Raw genomic sequence first — 16813 nt, 5'->3', positions numbered from 1 at the left:
GCGACACTGCGCGCGTGTCAAGAATCTTTTACATGGAGTTCAGATGACGTCCGCGCTCCAGTCGTCCGGGTTGCCGAAGCGATGCGCAGTGATGCTGATCGCCTGCTCGTGCACGAAAGGCAGCAGTTCAATGCGACCGGCCGACGTCACCTCGCCGTCATATACGGACAGGTCAGGGTCGCCGTGCACTGCCTCGGCTAGTGCGCGATGCACGGTGGCCACGGCATCCCTGGTGCCGACCAGGCGCACCCGCTGCGCACGGTGCTCGACCGCGGGATTGAGCACATCGGCCGGATCATCGCTCCGCGACATCCGATCGATCCACTCCTCATCGCTCTCAACGGCGACAGCGACGCGGAGTTCCGACAGCGCGCGCCGTACTTCGGCCGGCAGCCCGACCGGCGTACTCAGGAAGAATCTCGCGCCGGTGCGGATCGCGGCGATCACCACCCGCAACAGCTCGTGCCATGCGGCATCCCCCGACGCCCTGATCATCACTGGCACCGGTCGATACCGGAACAGGTTGCGCTCGACGCCGAGCTGCGAGACGTCGCGTACCTGTCCAAACTCGCGGTCCCAGGCGATCGCATCCGAAAGCGCGGCGCGGCGCAGCCATTCGAAGCTCTCGAAGTCCAGCGACGGCTGCGCTGATTCGATCAGCTCCGTGATCCGCGTGTCGAGACCACGCAGGTGCAGAGTGCTGGATGCCTGACCGCCTCCGCGAGATCGCCATGATCCGAGGCCGATGAGGTAGTTCGGCCCGCCTGCCTTGGTGCCGGGGCCGACCGAGGAGCGCTTCCAACCGCCGAAGGGCTGACGCTGCACGATGGCACCGGTGATTCCGCGATTCACATACAGGTTTCCGGCCTTCACCCGATCAAGCCACTCGGACAGATCATCGGGATTCTGCGTGTGCAACCCCGCCGTCAGCCCGTAGTCCACCGCGTTCTGCAGCTCAATCGCGCGGCCGAGGGTCGGGGCGTGCATGATGCCGAGCACCGGCCCGAAGAACTCCTCCATATGGAAACGCGAGCCCGGTTGCACACCGACGCGGATGCCAGGGCGCCACAGCCGACCGGTCTCATCTCCCTCAACACGCGAAGGCCTGATCAGCCATTGCTCGTCGCCCTCGAGTTCGTCGAGTGCCCAGGCGAGTTTGCCCTGCGGCTCCTCGATCACCGGACCCACCTCCGTCAGCGGATCACTCGGCCATCCGACGTGCAGCGACGCTACGGCATCCACCAGCTGACGCGCGAAACGCTTGGACCGGCCGACCGGCCCGACGAGAATCGCCAGCGACGCCGCCGAGCATTTCTGTCCGGCGTGACCGAACGCACTCTTGACCAGGTCGGCGACGGCGAGATCCAGATCTGCCGTCGGCGTGATCACGATCGCGTTCTTGCCACTGGTCTCCGCGAGAAGCGGCAGGTCTGGCCTCCAGGACCGGAACAACGCTGCCGTCTCCCATGCACCGGTGAGGATGACGCGATCCACCGCGTCGTGCGCGATGAGCTGCCGTCCGAGCTCGCCCTCTTCGAGGTCGACGAGAGTGAGGACGTCCCGCGGAATTCCGGCTTCCCAAAGCGCCTCGGCGACGACCGCCGCGCATCTGCGAGCCTGCGGCGCTGGCTTGAACACAACGCCAGAGCCTGCGGCGAGCGCGGCGAGCACTCCCCCGGCTGGAATTGCGATCGGAAAGTTCCACGGCGGCGTGACCACGGTCACGCGTGCGGGCACGAAGCTGGCGCCTGCGACAGCATCCAGCTCTCTTGCCTTCGCGGCGTAGTAGCGAGCGAAATCGACGGCCTCGCTGACCTCGACGTCACCCTCGGCGAGCACCTTGCCAGTTTCGGATGCCGCGACCTCGATGAGTTCCGCGCGACGAGACTCAAGCGCGACGGCCGCCCTTATCAACGTCTCGGCCCGCTCTGCTGCCGGGCGAGCACCCCACGCGGATGCCGCGGCGCTCACTCGCGCAATCGTCTTCTCCAGCGCTGCGGGATCAGTGATCCGTGCTTCGCGAAGCGTGGCCACACCCGCAGCGGAGGTCTCGGTGCGAGAGCGGATCTCATGCGCCCAGTCGCGATTCGCAGGCAACGCGGGGTCGCTGTCGGCCGTATTCGTGAAGCCGGGCGCCCCTGCGGAGTCGGAATCCACCTCGCGCCTGGAGTACACGGCGGTCTCGACGAAGGGCTCTCCGCCGGATCCACGGGCGATGCCGAGCACGACGTTCGTGAGGTCGGCATCCTCGACGTGCGATGCCGCTGATGGCCGCAACGACTCGTGCACCGGAGTCTGGCGATTCTGCGTACGTCGAGGGACGACCCGCAGCGTTCGGTCCTCAGCGCGCTCCAGCGCTCGAACAAAGCGATCGCGCTCTCGATCGAACAGGCTCTCATCGGTGTGCATCTGGAATGCCGCCGAGAGGAAGTTCGCAGGCTCCGCGTTCTCCTCCAGGCGCCTGACGAGGTAGCTGATCGCGACGTCGAACTCGTCTGGCTTCACGACCGGCACATACAGCAGCACGTGCCCGACCTCGCGGGAGACTGCCTGAACCTGTCCCTGCGTCATGCCCAGCAGCATCTCGAACTCGATCTGACTCCGCACGCCGCGTTCACCGGCCAGCAGCCAGGCGTATGCAATGCCGAACAGGTTGTGACCGGCAACGCCAATTCGCACGGCCTCGGTGTTCTCCGGGCGGAGCGCCTCGTCCAGCATCCGCAGGTAGTTCGCGTCGGTGTCGAGCTTGGTCTCGTAGGTTGCGAGCGGCCACCCGTGCATCACGGCATCCACTCGCTCCATCGCAAGGTTCGCGCCCTTGACCAGGCGGATCTTGATCGCAGCACCATCATGCTCGACACGATCCTTCGCCCACGCCGTCAGCTCACGCAGGGCGGAGAGCGCATCGGGCAGATACGCCTGCAATACGATTCCAGCCTCGAGCAGTTGCAGGCGAGGATCCTCGAGGATGCGAATGAACACCGCGATGGTCAGATCAAGGTCGCGGTACTCCTCCATATCGAGATTGATGAAGGTTCCGGTCTTAGCAGCAGTGACATACAGCGGCAGCAGTCTTTCAACCACCTTGTCGACGATCTCATCGAAGGCCCACAGCGAGATGTGGCTGATCACTGACGAGACCTTCACCGAGACATAGTCGACGTCGTCACGACGGATGAGGTCGTCGATGCCGTCCAGCCTCCGTTGCGCTTCGGCTTCGCCGAGCACGGCCTCACCGAGCAGGTTGAGGTTCAGCCGCGCGCCGCTGCCTCGAAGCTTCTCGATCGCAGCGCTCAGCTTCGCGGGCCGCGCATCGACGATGAGGTGGCCGACCATGTCGCGCAGCACACGCCTGGCAATCGGCACGACCGGAGAAGGCAACACTGGGGCGACACCGCCGCCGAGGCGCACGGCGCCGCGCAGATACCAGGGCAGGAAATCGGGAACGGACGGTGCGATGCGCTGCAACTGCGACGCCGCAGCCGCAAGACTTTCGGGCCGCATGACGCCGTCGACGAATCCCAGCGTGAAAGGCAGGCCCTTTTCGTCCTGCAGCACATCGGCGAGTCGAGCGGCAGCAGGGTCGACCTCGGCACCTGCTGCTTCGGCGATCCAACGACGCGCCAATTCGACCGATTGCTCGGCGAGCGAGACGGCGCCTGGCGCTGACGACTCTGACATGTCTTCAGCCTAGGAGCGCGGTATCCCCCGGGAGTGGTGACACACAGTGGCAAGGATGCTTCTTGTCTGGATTGCCGCATTCTATGCTGGAGCCGTGACACCGGCCGAGGGGGACAAACCGGGCGCGGGCGAGCAGAGCCTCGCCGCCGCGTTCGGCGCGACTCCTGCGGGCGCGAAGCCCGGCACACCGATGAATCCCGGTGGGTCTGCCGGAGCCACTCCCGCATCGCGCGCGGCGGCGACCGTTTCCGGCGCATCGATGACTCCTGCAGCCGCGGCTGCGGCATCCGGTGGTAAGCGCACGCTCGCGCAGCGCGCCATTGACCGGGTGCCGGTGAAGTGGCTCAGCACCGGGGCACTCGTGATCTTTCTCGGTGTGACGGCGTTGTTCGGCGGGCTCGAGGCTGTCCCGGCGCCGGAGACGCCGGTGATCGCAGCTGGCGAGACTGTCGTCGGCGCAGAGATCGAGATGACGCCTGTGCAGGCAACGGTGATCGACAAGCTAAACACGACCGGGGTCTTTCCCGACGAGGGGGAGCGCATCCTCAGCCTCGTCATCGACACCCGAAACCTCAGCGAGTTCGCGCGGTCCTCCTCGTCGAAAGACACCTTCGGTGGGGTCAGAGTCGAAGGAATGGCGGAGCTTCTCAGCGACGCGGGACTGACCGAGTTTGACGTGCAGGTCAAGGTCGCGCCGTCTGTCGCGCGCCTCGACGACGGCACCTTAGCCCCGTGGTTGCAGCCCGAGATCCCAGTGCGCCTCGTCCTCAGCTGGGCGGTTCCCACCGAGGCCTTCAATGAAGGTGACACCGTGCGCCTCAGCCTGCCGACGGCCGTCCGCCGCATCGGTCAATCCGTGCTCTACGGTGTCTATTGGTCCGATCAGCACACCGCCGCATACACCGATGTCACGATCGAGGATCTCGGGGCGGGGGACGCAACATGAACCGACTGATGACCTGGTCAGTGACCATCGTGTTACTCATCGCTGCCGGCGCTGTGTCTGCCATCGCCCCCGCTGAGGATGCCGAAGTCGCCGCGTTCGTCGTCAGCGGTGAGATCGGCGAGGAGGTGACGGGGCGCGATCTCGTCGCCACTGTGACCGATGTCCGCACTGCGACCACGGTGACCGGCGACGAAGACAGCAAGGGCGACACCACCTGGACCGCCGACGGGAACTGGCTTGTCGTCGATGTGGATGCCGCGAGTGTGAGCGGGCCGCGGGTCGCGTACCTCATCGGCCATGTCACTCTCGGAGGCGCCGTGTTCGAACTTGACGGGCGTGAATACCGCGCAACCGAACGCACGCCGTCGATGCTAAGCGAGAGGCTGAACCCAGGTGTCCCCCGACATGGCTCCCTTGCCTTCGAGCTAACGGAACTCGCCGGTACCGGGGTACTGAAGCTGTCGCTCAGCAGCGACACCAGGATGGACTCGGTGCTCGAGATCCCGATCGATCTCGACGAGGTCAGCCCGCTCCCCGAGGTACAGGTCATCGAACCGGAGTGGATCAAATGACCGGCTGGTGGCGGCGCAACGCCGTGGCGCTCGGCGCCCTCGCCGTGCTCGCACCCGTGACCTTCGGCGCCATCGCCTGGGACGGCTGGCAGGACTACAACCTGTTCCGCAACACCATCCCGATCGATGTCGCCGATGACGACAGCATCGACCTCATCGGAGCGGACTGGGGTCCGATTCGAGCGTCCGAGATCACCGACACCTCCGGTTTTGACATGCCTGCGGATGTGAAGATCATCGCCGCGGCCATCCCGGTCGACCCGCACGGCGATGCGCCGTCGTGCTCCGCGCCGACGCTCGTGCAGCAGAGCACTGGCATCCGATTCCCCGAATCACGCTTCCAGCTCGGTCTCCTCTCATCCAGCGAGGAGCCGACGAACTGCGTGACGGACGGCGAGAACAGGGTCCCGCCCTACGAGATGATCGTGCCGTTCATCGTGCCAGCCGACGCCGAAGGGCCATTCTGGGTGGAAATCGCATCGGTGGATGCCATCCCCTCGGTGATCCGCTTCTCGATCGATCCCTGATCAGGCTTCGTTGTGTTCTTACGCAGCCGCCCGAGGGTGCTGTCGTAGGCGCCGCTAACGATGGCGATGCGCAAAGGCTCGAGCAGGAGCGGAACGACGAGGAACAGCGCGGGGCCGTACGCCCGCCAGAAATCGTTCAAGTCCTGCGGACCCACAATGCGACTCAGCAGCCACTGGAGCGATGGGTCGAGTGCCAACACGATCGTGTAAAGCAGCACATATGAGGCGATGAGCACCGGCCCCGCCCGCCACATGAGCACGAGCGCGTTGACGATGGGCCGGAAGCGGGATGTGAACTCACCTGCGAGTTCTCCGAGCCAGCGCACGACGGTGTTCGGCAGTTTCTTGAGCCTCTTCTGCGTGGTCTCCGTGAACCTCTTCTGGAAGCCCGGCTGCTCGGCCTCGATTGCCTGCCCGTAGATGACACCCGCGATCGTCAACCAGGCCAGCGGCTGCACGAGAATGCCCGCAAGCGTGCCCACGAGCATGCCGATGGAATCCCACAGCCAGGCGAGCGGCACCAGCCATGCGCCGAGCCAGTCACGAACGTCCCCGAGCCACACCATCGCGACGCGCGTGTCGACCCACGCGCCGAGAGCGGCGAAGCCGTCGCTGATGAGGTACAGCGAGAAGAACACCCAGACGGCCTCGAAGTAGACCGCAAGCAGGGTTGTCCACTTCGGCAGCGTCGAGCCGAACCGTTTGAATGCCCACCGAGCGGAGAACGCGGAGACGATCGTGAACAGCGACAACGCAGTGACGTTCAGTTCGAGAACGGCGCCCCCTTCGAGGGAGTCTGTCCCGTCGACGATCGCTTGGAGCGCCAGCCCTGATCGGATCGCCAGTGCCCGCTGCGCGTATGAGTCGACGTCCTCCTGCAGGAATCCCCAGGCGGTGTAGATCGCAAAGAACGGCAGGATGCTGGCGAGCAAGGTCGACATGAACGTTCGGCGTCGTTCGACACTACTGTCCGGCAACGGCGCGATCGCTTGCAGTTCGCGCAGCGCGTCTCGAACGACGAGGAACATCGCGACGAACGCAATGAGCTTGGCGAGGATCGCGAGCGGGAGCAGTAAGAAGCCGATCGCGGCGCTCGTCGCTCCGGCATACGCGGCACCGATAATGCCGTAGTAATGCACCAGAGCGGCGCCGAGGTACCACGCCAGCAACGCCGGCCAGCGCGCGAGGAGCACGCGGCCGATGGTAGCGAGGAGCGTCAGCACGAGTCCACGCTAGCGCCGGTGGTAGCAGCGACGCCACACGCCTCGCTCAAGACCAGATGCTCGGCGCATCCGCGCGGGTGGGCGGGAGAGCGGATGCAGCGGCCCACTCGTGCACCCACGGATCGACATCCGGCAGGCCCTCCGGCCGTCCGATCGCCGCAAACAGCTCCTGATGCGAGAGCGTGCCACCGCTGCGTTTCAGCATCCGCGCGCGCACGATCACTCGTGCGTAGATCTCACCATCGACCACGGCACGGTGTTCGAGATAGATCGCCTTGTCATCGTGACCGATCAGGCGCGACTCGATGTCGAAGCGCTGCCAGAGCTCGAGCGATTTGCGGAAAGTGACCGTTTCAGAAGACACGACGGCATACCAGCCATGGCGCTTCATCGCACCGCTCATGCCGGTGCGCACCAGCAAATCCCAGCGGCCCAAATCGAACAGCGACAGGTAGCGGCCGTTGTTCATGTGCCGCAGGATGTCGATGTCGGTAGGCAGGGTCGTCACGCGCACGCGCCCCACTTCGGTGGGCGAGAGACGCCCTTCCCTGCGCAGGCGACGGCGCGCGCTCCACATCACAAGCAGGGTTCGCCAGATCACGTTCACGAGGGTCGATCGTAGTCACCGGCGCATGATCCGCGCACTCCTTTGTGGAAATCACACAGGAGAGTCGCTCGATTTCTCCTTCGCGCGGGTCGCGCGTAGAGTCGCGGCATGAGCGCCGAAGCCCAACCAGAAGTCATTGTCCGTCCGGTCCGTGATGTTGATTCGGAAGCGCTAGGACGCGTGCACGCCAAGTGCTGGCACGAGACCTACGACCACCTGATCAGCAAGGCAGCCCTCGAGAAGGTTTCCCCCCGCCGCCTGGCGGAGCTGTGGACGCACTGGGCCGCGCAAGGTGAAGATTTCCGCATGAGTGCAGCGCTCGTCGACGGCGAGATCGTCGGCTTCGTCGGCTCTGGACCCGCACGCGACAAGGACGCTCCCGCGTTCCGCGAGCTGTACTTCATCTACCTGCTGCACGAATATCACTCCACCGGCCTCGGCCAGAAGCTGTTCGATGCCGCTGTCGAAAAGGACGAGCCGCTGTACCTCTGGGTCGCCGAGGACAACCCTCGCGCCCACCGCTTCTACGAGCGCAACGGTTTTAAGCTCGACGGCGCGAAGCACACCGAGCCCTTCCTCGGCGAGACCCTGACCGAAGTACGTTTCGTGCGCTGAGGCTGGTTCCCCCTGGCACTTCCGCCGGGGCCCCTGGTTACCGTCGAGGCCCCTGGTTGCTGACGTCAGCAGCCAAGGGCCTCGGCGCTGTCGCGGGGCGTGGGTGCAGTAGCCTCGGCCGCGGCCCATCGTATGGCGCCGGTATCACCGCGCTGAGACGGTGCCGAACAGCTTGGCGATCGGCGCGAGCACCAACGGTCGCGCGGCCACCCACGCGATGGCGATGACGACGAGGCCTGCCACGAGGAACCAGAATCCGGTCCAGTTGTCGGCATACGCGTTCGGATCGACCGATCCCTGCGCTGCATACATATGGTTCAGGTTGCGCAGCGCACCCGTCGCGAAGACGAGGAACACGTGGATCGCGATGAACACCACGAAGTACAGCATCACCGGGAAGTGCAGTGCCCGCGCCAACTCGACCGGGTACGCCTTGTTCAGCTTCGCGGCGTTCTTCGGCCATAGGCCACTCATGCGCACTCCGGTGATGGCTGCGAGGGGTGCGGCGATGAAGATCGTCGTGCCGTAGGCGAGCTGCTGCAGGGAGTTGTAGTTCACCCAACCGTTCTCGGTCGGCCAGTCCAGCGACACGTACTGCAGCGCGGACGACAGCGCGTTCGGGAAGACTTCCCAGCTGGTGGGGATGACCCGCATCCACTGCCCTGTGGCGAATAGCAGGATGACGAAGACGATGCCGTTCACGAGCCACAGGATGTCGAGTGACTGGTGGAACCACAGCGTCAGACTGATCTTGGTCTTCGCGTTTCCGCGTGCGGTCCAAAACGCCGTCGGGCGTTTGTCATGTCGCACGCTGAGGCCTGTGCGGATGATCAGCACCATCAGGAACACGTTGAAGAAGTGCTGCCACCCGAGCCAGCTGGGGAAGCCCACCGGGGCGCCCTCTGGCAGGTGGTACTCGCCGGGGAATGCCTGTAGGAAGTCCTGCATGCCGGAAAGGCTCAGCAGCCAGCGCACGAACAGCACGGCCATCGCCGCGGCGCCCAACAGGCCAATACCGCCGACGATGACGGCACCCGCCCACTGTCCCTTCGTGAAGGGACCGATGCGCACCGGCTCAGGTGTGGGAGCGGGGCGAGTGTAGGCGTATTTACCGGGGAAGACTGTGCGTTGGAAAGGCAGCGGGGCGCTCACGTCCACCGGCGCCAACGCTGTCGACGGAGTGGGCTCGACGGATGCCACGGCTGCGGCGGTTTCAGGCGTCGCCGCGGGTACGTCGGCGAGCTCGGGCGCGACAGCAGCGATCGGTGCACTCGTCCCCGCAGGCGGCCACGGTTCACCACCGGGCGTGCGGGGCAGACCACGGCGCAGGGCAGAGCCTCCGCCAGTCGAGCCGGCGCTCGGCGCGCCGGCGACGGGTGTAACGGGTGTCTGCGTAACGGATGCTACGTCTGACGTGGCAGGCGCAGTGCTCGCGGCAGCCGCAACAGCCGCTGTGGGAGCACCTGACGCAGTGCTCGCGAAAGATGCCTCGGGTGCAGCGGCCGGCGATGCAGCCTCCGACGGCGGCCACGGTTCACCACCGGGCGTGCGCGGCAGTCCACGGCGCACGCCGCCGGCCACGGCCGGGGCAACCGGCGCGACCACGGCCGGGGCAACCGGCGCGACCACGGGGGCAGCGATAGGTCCCGACGGCTGAGACGCAGCTGGAGCCTCGGCGGCAGAAGCTTCAGCAACGGGAGCCTCATTGGCTGGCGCAGCCGCGGGAGCAGCATCCGCTACCGGAGCGACCTCAACAACATCCACCACAGCGACATCCACCACCACGGCATCCGCGGTCTCGACCTCACCGGCCGGCGGCCAGGCCTCGCCGCCGACAACGCGGGGCAGGCCCCGTCGCAGCTTCTGCGCACCCATCGTTCGCTACTTCTTTCGCGCTTCGAGCGCGGCAACCACCTGCGGCACGACGGTGAACAGGTCACCGACGATGCCGAAGTCGGCGACGTCGAAGATCGGCGCCTCGCCGTCCTTGTTGATCGCGACGATGTTCTTGGCCGTCTGCATCCCCGCGCGATGCTGGATCGCACCAGAAATACCGAGCGCGATGTACAGCTGCGGCGACACCGAAACCCCGGTCTGACCGACCTGGTGCGCGTAGGGAATGTAGCCGGCGTCGACGGCTGCGCGCGAGGCGCCGATGGCTGCGCCCAGCACATCTGCAAGCTGTTCGACGAGCACGAACTTCTCTTTCGAACCGAGACCGCGACCACCGGAGACAACCCTCGCGGCTCCACGCAGTTCAGGACGAGACGACTCAACCTCGATGACCTCAGTCACGCCTGCAGTCGCGGCGACGGATCCGGATGCCGTGACCTCAACTGCCTCGACAGTCGGCGAAGCGACCGCCTCAGCGCGAGCATCCACCGCACCCTGACGAACGGTGATGATGGGAGCACCGAAAGTGGGCGCAGAATCCACAAGGTACGCGCCACCGTAAACAGAGTGGTGCGCGACGATGCCCTCGTCGTCTCGGGAGACGCCGATCGCATCGATCGAGAGTGCGAGCTTCTCGCGCACCGCGAGACGGCCGGCGACATCACGGCCGGTGATCGAGTTCGACACCAGCACCGCGTCGGGCTGCACGCGCTGATACGCCGCCTGCAGGGCATCCACAAGCGGCACGGTGAGAGATCCGGCATCAGCATCGGCGGTCAGCACGACGGACGCACCGGCAGCAGCCGCAGCATCCACAGCACGTTGTACATCAGCACCGGGTGAGCCACCGGGCACCAACGCGACCGGTGAACCGATCAGGGACGCTGCACCCAGGAGCGCGGCGGTAGAGCTTGCCGCGTCACCGTTGGGCGTCACATCCACCAGGACGAGGATCGACTTCTCGGGGTAGCTCATCGTCACACCAGCCTGTTCTGCACGAGGAATTCGACCAGCTTCGTGCCAGCGTCACCCTCATCGATGATCTTCACACCCGCCGCACGCGGGGGCTTCTCGGAGAGGGTCGTCATGATCGTCCGCGGGGCCGCGGCAGGATCCGCCGAGACGCCAAGGTCGTCGAGTGACAACACCTCGAGCGGCTTCTTCTTCGCGGCCATGATGCCCTTGAAGTTCGGGAACCGCGCATCCGGCAAAGCCTCAGTGATCGAGATCACAGCAGGGAACGACGCCGAGACAGGCTGTGAGCCATCGTCAGCGGCGCGCGTACCAGAGACACCCTCGGCGGTGATCTCCACCGCGTTGAGGGCAGTGGCCTGCGCGTATCCAAGGTGCTCCGCCAGCATCGACGGAATCACACCACCAGACCCGTCAGTGGAGAGGTTCCCGGTGATCACCAGGTCAGGCTCGGCCCGGCGGATCGCCGCGGCCAGCGCCTCAGCCGTCAAGCCCAGATCGGCTCCGGCAAGCTGCTCATCGACAATGTGCACAGCGGATGCTGCACCGATCGCAAGCGCACGACGAAGCGAGGCAGTAGAGGACCCAGGAGCCATCGTAAGAGCCACAACCTCGGTGCCCTCAGCCTTGTCGGCGTACGACAGCGCAACCTCAAGAGCGCGCTCAGTGATCTCATCGAGAACCACATCACCGGCCGCACGATCGGCCAGCCCGGTCTCTAGATTCAGCTTGCGATCGCCATAGGTGTCCGGCACCTCTTTGACCAAGACGAAGATCTTCATCGACTACTCCTCACGATGGGGCCGAGTCTACCTATATCGTGGGCAATGTAGCCAATCCGGGTCGTATCCCCCGAACTTACTCCCGGAACCGATGCCTAATGTATACAGAACGAACAATTCATCCGTACGACGCGCTTCCCGGTACCGTAGACTCCGTGGCCCAACCTCGTCCGCTCCCGATCGATCCTCTCGCCGAGGCGAAGCGTCAGTGGATCGCGCACGGGTGGACGGATGCCGCAGACGGCATGGCCGTCGTGACCTCGATTATGCGCGCGCAACAGTTGCTGCTGGCACGAGTGGATACATCCCTCAAATCCTTCGGGCTCTCGTTCGCCCGCTTCGAGGTTCTGCGACTGTTGGCCTTCAGCCGCTCGGGTCGCCTGCCCCTGTCGAGCGTCGTCGCTCGCCTACAGGTGCACCCCACCACTGTCACGAGTACGGCCGACCGGCTGGTGCGCGACGGACTGATCCTGCGTGAGCCGCATCCACACGATGGGCGCGCGGCGATGCTGGCGCTCACCGAAGAGGGCCGCGCCCTCGTCGAGCAGGCAACAACTGCACTCAATGCGGACGTCTTCACCGAACCTGGCGTGAACCAGTCGGATGCCGCCGATCTCGTGTCGATCGTCGCCCGTCTGCGTAAGGATGCCGGAGATTTCATCGATCCGCGCCCGCAGCCCGATCCGCTCTGATGGCCCAGTTCGTGCTGGAGCGGGTCATCCACGCGACACCCGCCGCGGTGTTCGCCGCATCCCTCGATCCGGCGCTCCATGTCGAATCCATGGCGCGCTACGGCGAGACGATGGTCTCGGGCCCGGCCGGAGGCGCCTTCACCGAAGGATCGACGGTCACCTGGCGCGCACGACACTTCGGCGTGCCGTTCCATCTCAGCTCGATCGTCTTCGACATCGATCCTCCGCATCGCTTCTGCGATCGCCAGATCAAGGGACCGTTCGGCGCCTTCCATCACGAACATGAGTTTCTTGAGCATCCGGACGGGACAGTGATGCGCGACACGGTGACCTTTCGCTCACCGTTCGGACCGATCGGTAGCATCGTCGACCGCCTCTTCATGCGCGAGTACATGCGCCGCCTGATCGATGAGCGAGGCGATCTGCTCGCCGCATCCCTCGAACACTGAGCTCGAGAACACACAAACCGTCCTTCCCCGACCATCCGAGGGACGGTTTGCGTGTTCTCGATTCTGAATGCGTGGCGTTATACCCTGGGCGCCATGGCTGAACTGCATATCAAGACCGTCCTCGAAGGCCGCGGCCCCGCCGCCGCGATCAAGCTCACCGACGAGCAGGTCGCCAAACTCGGCGCAGGCAAAGCATTCCCCGTTTTAGTCGACTTCGGCGACCGCAGCATCCGGCTACGCCTTTCCCGCATGGGCGGAGACAATCTGATCGGGTTCAGCAAGGCCGCCCGCGCGGAGGCCGGAGTGGAAATCGACCAAGAGATCGAGGTGACGATCACCGTCGATGCGGCCGAGCGCACCGTCGAGGTGCCGTCGGCACTAGCTGAGGCACTGGCATCCGATCCGAAGCTGCAGCAGGCGTTCGACGCACTCGCCCCGTCGAAGCGTAAGGAGCTGGCCCGCCAGATCACCGAGGCCAAGGCGGAAGAGACCCGCGAGCGACGCCTGACGAAGATCCTCACCGATCTCCGGGCCTGACACACCACCGGGCGCGCACCGCAACATCCACTGCGTGAGACACCACGTCCTCGATGGTGTTTCACGCACCGCATGTATCCAAGCCCTGGGGCTGGCGTCTCAGCTGTTGCTGAAGTTCGGCGTGCGCTTCTCACGGAAGGCAGACATGCCCTCCTTCTGATCTGCAGTGTCGAACAGCGCGGCGAATGCCTGCTTCTCGTGCGCGAGCCCGTCGGCGAGAGACGTCTCCATGGCAGCATCCAGCGCCGCCTTAGCCGCAAACACCGACGGCAGCGACTTCGACGCGATCGTCTCGGCCAGCTTCGTGGCCTCTGCAAGAAGATCGGATGCCGCAACAACCCGAGACACCAAGCCAGCACGTTCCGCTTCTTCGGCGCCCATGATGCGGCCAGAAAGCACGAGCTCGGCGGCCTTGTAATACCCGATGGCGCGGATGAGTCGCTGCGTTCCGCCCATCCCGGGAATCACCCCGAGATTGATCTCTGGCTGCCCGAACTTCGCCGTGTCAGCGGCCAGGATTATGTCGCACATCATCGCCAGCTCGCATCCGCCGCCGAGAGCAAAGCCGCTCACCGCCGCGATCACGGGCGTGCGAACTGCGGCGAAGTCGCTCCACGCACCGAAGTGGTCGGTCTCGCGCATCTCGGCGGCCGACATCGACTCCATTTCCTTGATGTCGGCTCCGGCAGCGAACGCCTTCTCGGAGCCGGTCAGCACGATGGCGCCGACACCGTCATCCGCATCGAAGGCGACCGCCGCGGCAGTGACCTCCTGGGAGAGCCTGGCGTTCAGGGCATTCAGCGCCTGCGGACGGTTAAGGGTGATCCACCCCACGCGACCTCGCTGTTCGACCAGGATCGTCTCGTACTCGGTCATCTCGTTCCCTTCACCGCTTCGTGGTTCTCATCCAGAGTCGCCGTGGTTCTCATCCAGAGTCGCCGTGGTTCTCATCCAGTATCCGCGCATCCCCGTCACCTCCACACGCTCTGGAGCGCCTCGCTCCAGAAGACACCCGCCATCGTAGGCTGCACGGCGACCGCCAATCTTTCATGTTCGAGCGAGAACTGATCCGGATGCCGCGTGACGGTCGTGACCGTGTGCCCTTCGGCGAGCGCCTGAGCGCTCGCGAGCCGCCCGGTGGCACCGTTGGCGCCGAAGATGATGACCGTCACAGATGCGAGGCTATCCCGGGCAGCGCATACTCATCGGTCAAAGATCAGCAGAAGACGAGTCGCGAATGTCGGTGATGATGCCCGAGAAGTCGCGTCCCGCTCCACCCCCCGCGGCGAACGCCGCGTAGATCTGCTGGGCGAGCATGCCCATCCTGGCATCCGTCCCCGTGCCCTCGATCGCCTGCAGGGCGAGTCCGAGATCCTTCGCCATCAACGCTCCTGCGAAGCCCGGCTGATAGTCACGGTTCGCTGGGCTCGTCGGCACCGGCCCCGGCACCGGACAGTTCGTCGACATCGCCCAGCACTGACCGGTTGCATTGGATGCCACGTCATACAGCGCCTGATGCTCGAGGCCCAACCGCTCCCCCAGCACGAACGCTTCTGCCACGACAATCTGCGACACCGCCAGGATCATGTTGTTGCACACCTTCGCTGCCTGCCCGAGACCAGGACCACCGCAGTGCACGATGCGCTTGCCCATCGCCTCCAGCAATGGCAGTGCTGCACCAAAATCCTCGTCCAATGCGCCAACCATAAAGGCCAACGTCCCGTTCTCCGCACCGACAACGCCACCCGAGGCCGGTGCGTCGATGTTGCGATGACCGGCCTCCACTGCCAGCGAGTGCGCGGTCTGCGCCTCAGCCACCGCGATCGTGGACGATTCGATGAACAGCGTGCCTGGCCGAGCCGCTGAAAGCAGTCCACCCTGGTACGCCTCGATGACGTGCTTGCCTGCGGGGAACATCGTGATGACGACATCCGCATCGACCACGGCGTCCGCCGCGCTATCTGCGATCGGAATTCCCGCCGACTTCGCCGCCTCGATCGCGGCGGGCACCAGGTCGAAGCCATGCACATCATGGCCGGCCTTCATCAGATTGGCGGCCATCGGCATACCCATGTGGCCGAGACCGAGAAAAGCGATAACGGTCATGACGTGCTCCTCAGGTTTTCGTTCGCGGCGCTTCGCATGGACGCGGATCCGGCCGGGCGCAGCATCTCTCGTCCGACGATCAGCCGCATGATCTCGTTGGTTCCCTCCAGGATCTGGTGCACTCGCAGATCCCGCACCACCTTCTCGATCCCGTAATCCTGAAGGTACCCGTAGCCGCCATGCAGCTGAAGAGCGCGATTGGCGACATCAAAGCCAGCGTCGGTGGCAAATCGCTTGGCCATCGCGCAGCGCATCGTGGCATCCGGAGCATCCTCATCAACGGCCTGTGCACCGTCCCTGACCATCAGCCGCGCGGCCTGCAACTCGGTGCGCATATCGGCGATGGAGAACAGGATCGACTGCTTCTCTGCCAGCGGCTCTCCGAACGCGACGCGCTCTTGCACGTACTGCACCGCGCGATCCAGCGCCCACTGCGCGCCGCCCAGCGAGCATGCCGCGATGTTGAGGCGACCACCGTTGAGCGCTGACATCGCGATCGCGAAGCCTCGGCCCTCGTCGCCGAGCATTGCGGATGCCGGCACTCGCACCCCGTCGAAGATGACCTGCCGCGTGGGCTGAGCGTGCCAGCCCATCTTCTTCTCCAGCGCGCCAAAGCTGAGGCCGGTGGCATCGGCGGGAACCACAAAGGCGCTGATGCCGCGGGCTCCGCTCGATGCATCACCCGTGCGCGCCATGACGACGTAGACGCCCGACTCACCCGCACCCGAGATGAACTGTTTGACACCGGTGATCACGTACTCCTCACCTTCACGGCGCGCACTCGTCGCGATCGCGGCGGCATCCGATCCGGCACCAGGCTCGGTGAGACAGTAGCTGCCGAACTCCGTCATGGCCGTCAGCTTCGACAGCCACTCGCCGCGCTGCGCGTCATCGCCGTAGGTGTCGATCATCCAGGCGACCATGTTATGGATCGAAATGTACGACGCGATCGTGGGATCGCCCTTGGCGAGTTCCTCGAAAATCGCCACGGTGTCAACGCGGCCCAGCCCGGTGCCACCGGACTCCTCGCGCACATAAATGCCGCCGAGGCCTAGCTCACCACCTCGGCGCAGTGACTCGCGCGGGAACTCGTGCTTCTCATCGCGCTCAATAGCGAAGGGCGCGAGTTCGGTTTCGGCATACTCGCGAACGGCACCGAGGATCGCCTCGCGCTCCTCGGCTGTGGTGACAGTGCTGGTGATCGTCATGGC

17 protein-coding genes are annotated in these 16813 nt (G+C 65.2%); 7 read left to right on the top strand and 10 right to left on the bottom strand.

Annotated elements, in window-relative coordinates:
• Positions 1–39: 39 nt before the first annotated feature.
• Positions 40–3681 carry a proline dehydrogenase family protein gene (locus AC1C2O_RS15325; RefSeq protein WP_495431304.1) on the bottom strand — a complete coding sequence of 1214 codons (3642 nt, stop codon included), beginning with the start codon at positions 3679–3681 and terminating at the stop codon, positions 40–42.
• Between the two features lie 94 nt (positions 3682–3775).
• Between AC1C2O_RS15325 and AC1C2O_RS15320 the strand changes: the two genes are divergently transcribed.
• From AC1C2O_RS15320 to AC1C2O_RS15310, 3 genes are read left to right on the top strand one after another with little or no spacing between them, the layout of a single operon-like run.
• Complete coding sequence (locus AC1C2O_RS15320; RefSeq protein ID WP_495431303.1) at positions 3776–4627, top strand: hypothetical protein; 852 nt, start codon at positions 3776–3778, stop codon at positions 4625–4627.
• The gene (locus AC1C2O_RS15315; protein WP_495431302.1) at positions 4624–5199 is read left to right on the top strand and encodes a DUF4352 domain-containing protein; all 576 of its coding nucleotides are present in this window, start codon (positions 4624–4626) and stop codon (positions 5197–5199) included. The genes AC1C2O_RS15320 and AC1C2O_RS15315 overlap by 4 nt, the downstream gene beginning before the upstream one ends.
• On the top strand, positions 5196–5726 hold the full coding sequence (locus AC1C2O_RS15310) for a hypothetical protein (RefSeq protein ID WP_495431301.1): 531 nt from the start codon (positions 5196–5198) through the stop codon (positions 5724–5726). The genes AC1C2O_RS15315 and AC1C2O_RS15310 overlap by 4 nt, the downstream gene beginning before the upstream one ends.
• Here the strand turns inward: AC1C2O_RS15310 and AC1C2O_RS15305 are convergent.
• Together AC1C2O_RS15305 and AC1C2O_RS15300 are read right to left on the bottom strand one after the other, a co-directional pair.
• Entirely contained in the window at positions 5612–6949 is a 1338-nt protein-coding gene (locus AC1C2O_RS15305; protein WP_495431300.1) for a hypothetical protein, read from the bottom strand. The two genes, AC1C2O_RS15310 and AC1C2O_RS15305, sit on opposite strands and share 115 nt — an antisense overlap.
• Positions 6950–6995: 46 nt before the next feature.
• Positions 6996–7556, bottom strand: a complete 561-nt coding sequence (locus AC1C2O_RS15300) for a thioesterase family protein (protein ID WP_495431299.1) — start codon at positions 7554–7556, stop codon at positions 6996–6998.
• A 108-nt stretch (positions 7557–7664) separates the two neighbouring features.
• Here AC1C2O_RS15300 and AC1C2O_RS15295 point away from each other — a divergent pair, with 108 nt between their 5' ends.
• The gene (locus AC1C2O_RS15295) at positions 7665–8171 is read left to right on the top strand and encodes a GNAT family N-acetyltransferase (protein WP_495431298.1); all 507 of its coding nucleotides are present in this window, start codon (positions 7665–7667) and stop codon (positions 8169–8171) included.
• Positions 8172–8315: 144 nt separating this feature from the next.
• On the opposite strand, the gene AC1C2O_RS15290 is transcribed toward AC1C2O_RS15295, so the two are convergent.
• From AC1C2O_RS15290 to AC1C2O_RS15280, 3 genes are read right to left on the bottom strand one after another with little or no spacing between them, the layout of a single operon-like run.
• Positions 8316–10046 carry a cytochrome b/b6 domain-containing protein gene (locus AC1C2O_RS15290; RefSeq protein WP_495431297.1) on the bottom strand — a complete coding sequence of 577 codons (1731 nt, stop codon included), beginning with the start codon at positions 10044–10046 and terminating at the stop codon, positions 8316–8318.
• A 6-nt stretch (positions 10047–10052) separates the two neighbouring features.
• Positions 10053–11039: an electron transfer flavoprotein subunit alpha/FixB family protein gene (locus tag AC1C2O_RS15285; protein ID WP_495431296.1), complete on the bottom strand. Its 987-nt coding sequence runs from the start codon at positions 11037–11039 to the stop codon at positions 10053–10055.
• Positions 11040–11041: 2 nt separating this feature from the next.
• On the bottom strand, positions 11042–11818 hold the full coding sequence (locus tag AC1C2O_RS15280; RefSeq protein ID WP_495431295.1) for an electron transfer flavoprotein subunit beta/FixA family protein: 777 nt from the start codon (positions 11816–11818) through the stop codon (positions 11042–11044).
• Between the two features lie 155 nt (positions 11819–11973).
• On the opposite strand from AC1C2O_RS15280, the gene AC1C2O_RS15275 reads away from it, so the two are divergent.
• From AC1C2O_RS15275 to AC1C2O_RS15265, 3 genes are all read left to right on the top strand, one after another.
• Positions 11974–12510 (top strand): MarR family winged helix-turn-helix transcriptional regulator, encoded by a 537-nt coding sequence (locus AC1C2O_RS15275; RefSeq protein WP_495431294.1) that lies wholly within the window; start codon positions 11974–11976, stop codon positions 12508–12510.
• Positions 12510–12959, top strand: a complete 450-nt coding sequence (locus AC1C2O_RS15270; RefSeq protein WP_495431293.1) for an SRPBCC family protein — start codon at positions 12510–12512, stop codon at positions 12957–12959. The genes AC1C2O_RS15275 and AC1C2O_RS15270 overlap by 1 nt, the downstream gene beginning before the upstream one ends.
• Before the next feature lie 93 nt (positions 12960–13052).
• A complete protein-coding gene (locus AC1C2O_RS15265) occupies positions 13053–13496 on the top strand; it encodes a YdeI/OmpD-associated family protein (protein ID WP_495431292.1) in 444 nt (147 codons plus the stop codon).
• 99 nt (positions 13497–13595) lie between these two features.
• Here AC1C2O_RS15265 and AC1C2O_RS15260 read toward each other — a convergent pair whose 3' ends face one another.
• From AC1C2O_RS15260 to AC1C2O_RS15245, 4 genes are all read right to left on the bottom strand, one after another.
• Complete coding sequence (locus tag AC1C2O_RS15260) at positions 13596–14372, bottom strand: enoyl-CoA hydratase-related protein (RefSeq protein WP_495431291.1); 777 nt, start codon at positions 14370–14372, stop codon at positions 13596–13598.
• Positions 14373–14467: 95 nt separating this feature from the next.
• Positions 14468–14668 (bottom strand): NAD(P)H-binding protein, encoded by a 201-nt coding sequence (locus AC1C2O_RS15255; protein WP_495431290.1) that lies wholly within the window; start codon positions 14666–14668, stop codon positions 14468–14470.
• Between the two features lie 37 nt (positions 14669–14705).
• Complete coding sequence (gene mmsB, locus AC1C2O_RS15250) at positions 14706–15602, bottom strand: 3-hydroxyisobutyrate dehydrogenase (RefSeq protein WP_495431289.1); 897 nt, start codon at positions 15600–15602, stop codon at positions 14706–14708.
• Positions 15599–16810, bottom strand: coding sequence for an acyl-CoA dehydrogenase family protein (locus AC1C2O_RS15245; RefSeq protein WP_495431288.1), 1212 nt, complete (start codon positions 16808–16810; stop codon positions 15599–15601). Before AC1C2O_RS15245 ends, mmsB begins: the two co-directional genes overlap by 4 nt.
• Positions 16811–16813 lie beyond the last annotated feature (3 nt).

The organism is Microbacterium sp. Y355 (assembly GCF_059445345.1).
This window is presented reverse-complemented; position numbering and strand designations above follow the sequence as displayed.

Bases quoted from the DNA above. Each gene is read 5' to 3' on its own strand.
- AC1C2O_RS15325 (WP_495431304.1), bottom strand. From the start codon at position 3,681: ATGTCAGAGTCGTCAGCGCCAGGCGCCGTCTCGCTCGCCGAGCAATCG.
- AC1C2O_RS15315 (WP_495431302.1), top strand. From the start codon at position 4,624: ATGAACCGACTGATGACCTGGTCAGTGACCATCGTGTTACTCATCGCT.
- AC1C2O_RS15310 (WP_495431301.1), top strand. From the start codon at position 5,196: ATGACCGGCTGGTGGCGGCGCAACGCCGTGGCGCTCGGCGCCCTCGCC.
- AC1C2O_RS15295 (WP_495431298.1), top strand. From the start codon at position 7,665: ATGAGCGCCGAAGCCCAACCAGAAGTCATTGTCCGTCCGGTCCGTGAT.
- AC1C2O_RS15290 (WP_495431297.1), bottom strand. From the start codon at position 10,046: ATGGGTGCGCAGAAGCTGCGACGGGGCCTGCCCCGCGTTGTCGGCGGC.
- AC1C2O_RS15285 (WP_495431296.1), bottom strand. From the start codon at position 11,039: ATGAGCTACCCCGAGAAGTCGATCCTCGTCCTGGTGGATGTGACGCCC.
- AC1C2O_RS15280 (WP_495431295.1), bottom strand. From the start codon at position 11,818: ATGAAGATCTTCGTCTTGGTCAAAGAGGTGCCGGACACCTATGGCGAT.
- AC1C2O_RS15270 (WP_495431293.1), top strand. From the start codon at position 12,510: ATGGCCCAGTTCGTGCTGGAGCGGGTCATCCACGCGACACCCGCCGCG.
- AC1C2O_RS15265 (WP_495431292.1), top strand. From the start codon at position 13,053: ATGGCTGAACTGCATATCAAGACCGTCCTCGAAGGCCGCGGCCCCGCC.
- AC1C2O_RS15260 (WP_495431291.1), bottom strand. From the start codon at position 14,372: ATGACCGAGTACGAGACGATCCTGGTCGAACAGCGAGGTCGCGTGGGG.
- mmsB (WP_495431289.1), bottom strand. From the start codon at position 15,602: ATGACCGTTATCGCTTTTCTCGGTCTCGGCCACATGGGTATGCCGATG.
- AC1C2O_RS15245 (WP_495431288.1), bottom strand. From the start codon at position 16,810: ATGACGATCACCAGCACTGTCACCACAGCCGAGGAGCGCGAGGCGATC.